The following is a 6,396-nucleotide window of genomic DNA, read 5'->3' as shown; positions in this document are numbered from 1 at the left end:
GATGAGTGTCTATAGTTTACCAAGTTAAAACCTCCTGTTTTCTCAGCACACATCACCTTTTATATGTGAAATGGGGAGAAAGGAATACTGAAAAATGCGAACTTGAATACGATATCACGGATCAAATAAAGCATAACAATCAATCAATTATTATGACAAAGGCAGTCTGTAAATGAATAAGATTTTAAAAAAAATTGGATTTTTGGCAGCGAGTCTATTTGCTTATAGCCATACAAATGCAAATTGTAATTTAAGTAAGGGATTTACCACCGTCGATATCCCGATGAATATTGGTAAAATCGTCGTAAAACCGACTGACCCTATAGGGACTATCTTACAAAGGAATACTTTTACGATTTCTCCCAATAATTCCACTGCAACATGTAGTCGTGCTAGTGATCAAATTATTGCGGCTCTCCCCTTAAATTATCCAGTTAGCCCAATAGGTAATAATGTATATGCAACCAATATTCCCGGTATTGGTATTCGTCTTTATCGTGAAGCAGCAGATGCTTCAGATTTTTCTGGGTATTATCCATATAGACGTACTTTAACCCCAAATACTGCATATACCCTTTCACCGGGATATTTTGTTATGGAAGTTATTAAAACATCCATGACCACAGGTTCAGGAGCATTAGTAGCAGGACGTTACAGCACCTATTATGTATCAGGTCAACAAAACCGACCATTTTTAACTACTACAGTATTAAGTAATGCTCCTATTTTGATCGCGTCTTCATCATGTGAAATTCAAAATGGTGTAGATATACCTATTCAACTCCCGACTGTTACAAAGTCAGGTTTTAAAGCGATTGGTTCAACACAAGGCGAGCAGAGCTTTAATCTATCGATTTTATGTAACGGCGGCGAAAACAACTCGGGTATAGCAACAAGTAACACCATCAGCTTAAGTTTTGACTATAATTCTGATCCCAAAAATAATCAGGTCATTAATAATAGTGCAGCAAACTCAACCAAAGCCAATGGTGTGGGTGTAGAATTATTATGGAATATGAATGGTGCCACTACCCCAATTCAAAAAACAATAAAACAAAATATAGGCACAGTCAGCTCTAATCAGACTATAGAGTACGATATTCCCTTAACTGCTCGTTACTATCAAACAGCGGCTAATGTAAGCGCGGGTGAGGTTACGGCAACAGCCACTGTGACTATTCAATATGATTAATTCGTCTCTAAAAATTTATTAAAAATAATTAAGCTTAGCTCAGCTAAATAATCTTAAAATTTAACAATTCAAAAATTTTGTAGTTATATTAAAAAGTCACATAAAAAAATGCTCATAAGCAAAAATAGCAAATGAGCATTAGTGATAACCACTTAACCTGAAATACAAATTGTGGGAAATAGATCACAATTTGCATAACTATAATTCCAAAATTTAGCTTAAAAATCAAGTCTTTTTTTTAACAAAAATTTAAATAATCACAGTAAGCTATTGTTTTGTATTATTTAAAAAATTAAATTTATTTTTTACATTCCTATTTTATAGTGTTTCTAAAGAATTATCATTCTATTAATTAATAAAAACTTAATTTTAAGAAAAAAGAAAGAAATCGATATACATGACCTAAAAATAATTTATTTTATTTTTCAAAAGCTTAATAAAAAACGAATTTTATAAAATTATAAAGAATTACATAATCTATAATAAAAAAAACATAAATAAATTTAGAAATCCCCTTCAATTACAAACAATATTCTTAGGCTTTTATCAGAACGTAACATGCTCATTTTTTGGAAAATATTATGTATTGTTTTACTAAGTCTAGGAGCTATAAGTATAGGTTACGCGATCAGTAAAATTGATCTTTTTCTTTTCCTCATAGGACTACTTTTACTAATATCTTTTATTTTAGCTTTAAAACAGGCACGTGAAGATGCAGGCTTTTTTTCTGATCAATGAAATTTATAGGTAAAAATATCGTATTAACAATAAATTCATGATTGAATGCATTGTACAACTTTCTGGATATTTATAAAAAACATGTCAAAAAATTCTTCCGATGCTGGAATTTTTTTATGGATGACTTATCAAACTATGCAGCAAATGGGATTAGATGCAGCATCTATTTTTGCAAGTGTAAATTTACCCAATCAACTGCCAGATAAAAATATTCGTAGAGACAATTCTACTCAACAGCGATTTTGGACAGCGGCAGAAGAAATAAGTGAAGATCCTGATATTGGTTTGCATGTAGGTAGTCAAATGCCTGCTTTCAGAGGTTTAGTTATTGAATATTTATTTTTAAGTAGTTCTACTTTCGGTGAAGGTTTACAACGTGCTTTAAGATATCAGCACCTGTTAACCGATGTATTTAATCTTTCTTTAATTGTTGAAAAAGATATCGCGTTATTAGTAGGTTTTGAACACTCTGTAAGACATTATCTTGAATGTGGCATCGGTATTTTTCTTAATTTTTTTAAATATATTACAAATAACGAGTTTAGGCCTAGCCAAATTACATTACCTTATCAACAAGGTGCTTCAGCTCATAATTATCAAGAAGCTTGGAAATGTCCGGTAATTTTAAACCAAAAACAAGGCGCTATAATTTTTCCTAGTACATTATTGAATAAAGCATCACCAGCGGCTGAACCTGAATTATTAAAAATTCATGAAACAATTGCTGAACAGCAACTATCAAACTTAGAAAAGCATCAACTTGTTTATGCGATTGAGCGCTTGCTCAGCAATGGTTTACTTGAATCCGGTCAATTCGATCAAAAATTTATTGCTGAACAATTAAATCGTAACCCACGTACCCTTCGAGCTGATTTACAAGCAATTAATACTAATTACGAAAAAATTTTAAACCAGCATCGAGAGAAGCTTGCAAGACGTTTACTTGCAAATACCAAAGAAACCCTTGATCAAATTGTTTATTTAACTGGCTTTTCTGAACCCTCTGCATTTACACGAGCCTTTAAACGTTGGACTGGTGAAACTCCAAGCGCATATCGCCAACGCAAACAAAAGCAATAAAATTGATTTTATAGGCAGTTCTTGGACTGCCTATGGAGTCAAAGCGATAAAACTTTCTTATTTTACAATGCATTTAAATTATGATTCATGAGAAGTAATTAGTATGCTCGGGTTTCCTGTCGGTATTTTTGTTGCAAATGGCCTTGAATGGTACTTCCATAAAGTTTGGTTACACGAATATCCAACTAAGTATCGTAATAGCCCTTTTTTTACTCATATTGCCCATCATAAACGTGCTCGCTTAAATAATTTTCATGATGAAGGTTATGCAGAATCAATGTTCAAAAATGCAGAAATTTATAATGAAAAAACAGCATTAATTAGTTTAGCTGGTGCTGCAACAGTATTCTTACCAGTAGCGCCCTTTTTTACAGCTGGGCTTTATTATGGCTTATGGAATTATTGGCGTGTGCATTCAAAAGCCCATTTAGACCCTGAATATGCTAAGAAACGCATCCCTTGGCACTATGATCATCATATGACAAGCAATCAAAATGCTAATTGGTGCGTTACCAAACCATGGTTTGACTATATTATGGGAACTAGGGTCAAAACCGAGGTATCTCAAACCGAAAGCAACCCCTTAGGTATCAAATTACCTAAGTTGATAGAAAAACCAATTAATTTTGCTGCTCGACGCATACTTGCCAAATCGTATGCCAAAATTGATTTAAACTCCGATCAGGACCAATCTAATTTACGTAGAGGAATAGAAGTCAGTCTGGCTTAAAATTTATCTCAATATAAAAGCTGCGGACTCCAGCAGCTTTTTAAATGAATGCAGTTAATAGCTTAGACTTTAAATGGCTCAAAGCAAGACATAAGAAAATCCATTACTACACGTATTGCAGGGCTATGCCGTAAATCTTCGTGTGTGACTAACCATATTTCAGCACTCATCGGATAATCATCTTGTAATCTGACCAAATTACTAAGAGCTCCTAAAAAATCTGGTAAGACCGCTAAACCAATTTCCCCACATGCAGCTCTCCACTGTAACTCGGGATTATTGGTAACCATTATAGGTTCTTTATGATTTAACCTTTCTTTTAACTTTTGCTGTTTTTGACCATGCACTCCCCCCACTTCTACGCTAATCCAATCATAATTTTCAGGATCTGTTGAAGCTAAATAATTTGGACCTACATATATTCCAAAAGGTATTTCACCTACTTTGCGAGCAACTAAATTTTCCTCCTTTGGACGTCCAAATCGTACCGCAATATCAGCCTCACTATGCTGTAAAGAAACATAATGAACATCACCGAGCACCCGTAATTTTAATTGCGGATAATAGCGATAAAATTTACCCAAATGAGGCATGATGAGATGTGCAGCAGTTAAAGGAGGCATACTAATAGAGACACTTCCCATTACTTCTTGCTGACCTGCTTGAGTTAAACGTTCAATAGAAAAAGTTTCTTCCATCATACGAGCAACTACTTGTGCAAGACGTTCTCCGTCAGGAGTCAGAATGTATGTCCGTGGCCTACGATCAACTAATTTAAGTTTTAAATTTTGTTCTAGCTGGGCAATTCTTCTAGATACAGTTGCATGATCTACTCCCAATTTTCTGGCAGCAGCAGAAAGTGACTTTTCTTCTGTAAAAACTGAAAAGTAATGCAAATTTTCCCAATCAATCATTGTGCAAATTTTCACATTAGAAGTGTATTAATATGGAATTGTACACCTTTATAGATTTGTCGAGAATAAAACCTTTCTTAATGGGAGCCTGTCCATGAACAGAACGGTGGCTTATGCCTATGCTGGTGTTGTCTTAACGATGTTTTTTTGGGGATCAGCATTTAATGCAATGTCTTATATTATTCAACATATGCCCCCGTTATCTGCTGCGTCTGAACGTTTTTTTATTGCAAGTCTAGGCTTACTCTTAATCTTTTCAATAACAGGCCAGCTTAGATGGACAGCCTTAAGACAGAATCTAGCTATCTATCTGATTATTGGTATTATCGGAATTGCGGGATTTAACATTGGCTGTTTTTATGGACTTCAAACCACATCAGCTGTTAACGGTGCTTTAATTATGGCAACCACGCCATTAATGACTCTATTAATGACAATCCTTTTAGATGGTGAAAAACTTACTACTAATAAATTCTTAGGCGTTTTATTTGGCTTAAGTGGCGTGTTACTGGTGATTAGTCAGGGACATATAACGACTTTGCTGCACCTCAAAATAGACATTGGAGATCTATTTATATTATTGGGCGCATTTGGGTTTTGTCTTGCAAATGTACTGTCTCGCCGTTATGTAAAAAATGCTACTCCCTTAGAAACAACAACTTTTTCTATGCTGTTCGGGGCAATAACACTTGGTTTGTTGAGTGTGATATTTGAAGATCCTCTTACAGCGATTACATCTGCCCCTATAAATGCGCACTTAGCCATGGGATATGTTGTTATCTGCTCTACCATGATTGCTTATCTATTCTGGTTTAATGGCATACAAAAGTTAGGTGCTGGTCGTGCTTCTGTCTTTTTTAACTTTGTGCCAGTGTTCAGTATGATAATTGCTCTACTTACTGGACAAGCCCTTAATATCTGGCAATTAGTAGGAACAGTTTTAGTAATGCTTGGTGTAATGAGTAGCGGAGGATTTTTTAAAATTAAAAGCACTCCACTTATGGCAAAACATTGTACAAAATAAGAAATATGCTGCTACATTAAAAATCTATCTTTAATATGTAGCAGCATTTCAAGTATATAAATTATTTCTTTAAATTCTTATATTTTCAAAATATTTTTTACATTTGTGATGGTTTATACAAAAGCTCATCTTAATTATTCCGTTGTAACAAATACTGTATGTTTCTTTAAAACTTAATAAAAGATTGCCATATATAGTTTTAAAACAACCAAAGGAGATATTAAAATGAAGCTGGATTTTACAACAATTGAAAAGCAAGCCAAATTGCTACAAGAAGAGCAAGAAAAGATCGAGCAACGAGATCATGAATTTCAAGTTGCCTTAGATAAACATAGAGAATCCCTTAAGAATTTATTTAAAGATCTTTTCTCTGACAGAGAAATTAAGACAGAAAATGGAGGCCACTTCTGTGTAACCTTCGGAGATTTCAAAATTTCCTTATTGATTGAAACTGCTAAATTTGAAAATGGTGTTCCTGTAAAATTAAACTCCGTAAATCCTGTTATTATTAAATGCAAGAAAGATAAGCCGATTGCAAAAGCACAGTTTACAGATGCAACCCAATATCTAGATAACCATTTAGACACTCCAAATTATCAGTATTATTTTAAGCAAGAAGATAAGACCCAACTGGTACAATTTTCTGAACTTCCCACTTATTTCCAACTAGTTTTAGACGCAAATGCATAAAATAGAGCCCTCTGCAGAGGGCTTTTTC

The 6,396-nt window shown here is 34.0% G+C and carries 7 protein-coding genes and 1 pseudogene; 7 read left to right on the top strand and 1 reads right to left on the bottom strand.

The annotated features are described in order from the left end of the window. Positions 1 to 47: 47 nt before the first annotated feature. The 5 genes and pseudogenes from ACTJJG_RS15815 to ACTJJG_RS15795 all read left to right on the top strand — a co-directional run. Positions 48 to 176 (top strand): annotated as a pseudogene (locus tag ACTJJG_RS15815) (hypothetical protein); the annotation flags it as partial. Further along, complete coding sequence (locus ACTJJG_RS15810) at positions 173 to 1,192, top strand: fimbrial protein (protein ID WP_014206552.1); 1,020 nt, start codon at positions 173 to 175, stop codon at positions 1,190 to 1,192. The pseudogene ACTJJG_RS15815 and the gene ACTJJG_RS15810, both read left to right, overlap by 4 nt. A 558-nt stretch (positions 1,193 to 1,750) precedes the next feature. Next, positions 1,751 to 1,930, top strand: a complete 180-nt coding sequence (locus tag ACTJJG_RS15805; protein ID WP_032057046.1) for a hypothetical protein — start codon at positions 1,751 to 1,753, stop codon at positions 1,928 to 1,930. Positions 1,931 to 2,011: 81 nt separating this feature from the next. Further along, complete coding sequence (locus ACTJJG_RS15800) at positions 2,012 to 3,010, top strand: AraC family transcriptional regulator (protein WP_032057047.1); 999 nt, start codon at positions 2,012 to 2,014, stop codon at positions 3,008 to 3,010. 103 nt (positions 3,011 to 3,113) lie between these two features. Beyond that, positions 3,114 to 3,740, top strand: a complete 627-nt coding sequence (locus ACTJJG_RS15795; RefSeq protein ID WP_002115991.1) for a sterol desaturase family protein — start codon at positions 3,114 to 3,116, stop codon at positions 3,738 to 3,740. A 62-nt stretch (positions 3,741 to 3,802) separates the two neighbouring features. On the opposite strand, the gene ACTJJG_RS15790 is transcribed toward ACTJJG_RS15795, so the two are convergent. Further along, positions 3,803 to 4,654 (bottom strand): LysR family transcriptional regulator, encoded by an 852-nt coding sequence (locus tag ACTJJG_RS15790; RefSeq protein WP_032070441.1) that lies wholly within the window; start codon positions 4,652 to 4,654, stop codon positions 3,803 to 3,805. Positions 4,655 to 4,748: 94 nt separating this feature from the next. Between ACTJJG_RS15790 and ACTJJG_RS15785 the strand changes: the two genes are divergently transcribed. After that, the gene (locus ACTJJG_RS15785) at positions 4,749 to 5,678 is read left to right on the top strand and encodes a DMT family transporter (protein WP_005076361.1); all 930 of its coding nucleotides are present in this window, start codon (positions 4,749 to 4,751) and stop codon (positions 5,676 to 5,678) included. A 225-nt stretch (positions 5,679 to 5,903) separates the two neighbouring features. After that, complete coding sequence (locus tag ACTJJG_RS15780) at positions 5,904 to 6,368, top strand: hypothetical protein (protein WP_014206549.1); 465 nt, start codon at positions 5,904 to 5,906, stop codon at positions 6,366 to 6,368. The last annotated feature ends 28 nt before the right edge of the window (positions 6,369 to 6,396 follow it).

The organism is Acinetobacter sp. 22512 (assembly GCF_052044755.1).
GTDB classification, from domain to species: domain Bacteria; phylum Pseudomonadota; class Gammaproteobacteria; order Pseudomonadales; family Moraxellaceae; genus Acinetobacter; species Acinetobacter pittii.
Note: the sequence above shows the minus strand (reverse complement) of the source record. Positions and strands in the feature narration are given on the sequence as shown.

What these genes read in the sequence shown, in the direction of transcription:
- ACTJJG_RS15810 (WP_014206552.1), top strand. Translation starts at nt 173, where the DNA reads ATGAATAAGATTTTAAAAAAAATTGGATTTTTGGCAGCGAGTCTATTT.
- ACTJJG_RS15805 (WP_032057046.1), top strand. Translation starts at nt 1,751, where the DNA reads ATGCTCATTTTTTGGAAAATATTATGTATTGTTTTACTAAGTCTAGGA.
- ACTJJG_RS15800 (WP_032057047.1), top strand. Translation starts at nt 2,012, where the DNA reads ATGTCAAAAAATTCTTCCGATGCTGGAATTTTTTTATGGATGACTTAT.
- ACTJJG_RS15795 (WP_002115991.1), top strand. Translation starts at nt 3,114, where the DNA reads ATGCTCGGGTTTCCTGTCGGTATTTTTGTTGCAAATGGCCTTGAATGG.
- ACTJJG_RS15790 (WP_032070441.1), bottom strand. Translation starts at nt 4,654, where the DNA reads ATGATTGATTGGGAAAATTTGCATTACTTTTCAGTTTTTACAGAAGAA.
- ACTJJG_RS15785 (WP_005076361.1), top strand. Translation starts at nt 4,749, where the DNA reads ATGAACAGAACGGTGGCTTATGCCTATGCTGGTGTTGTCTTAACGATG.
- ACTJJG_RS15780 (WP_014206549.1), top strand. Translation starts at nt 5,904, where the DNA reads ATGAAGCTGGATTTTACAACAATTGAAAAGCAAGCCAAATTGCTACAA.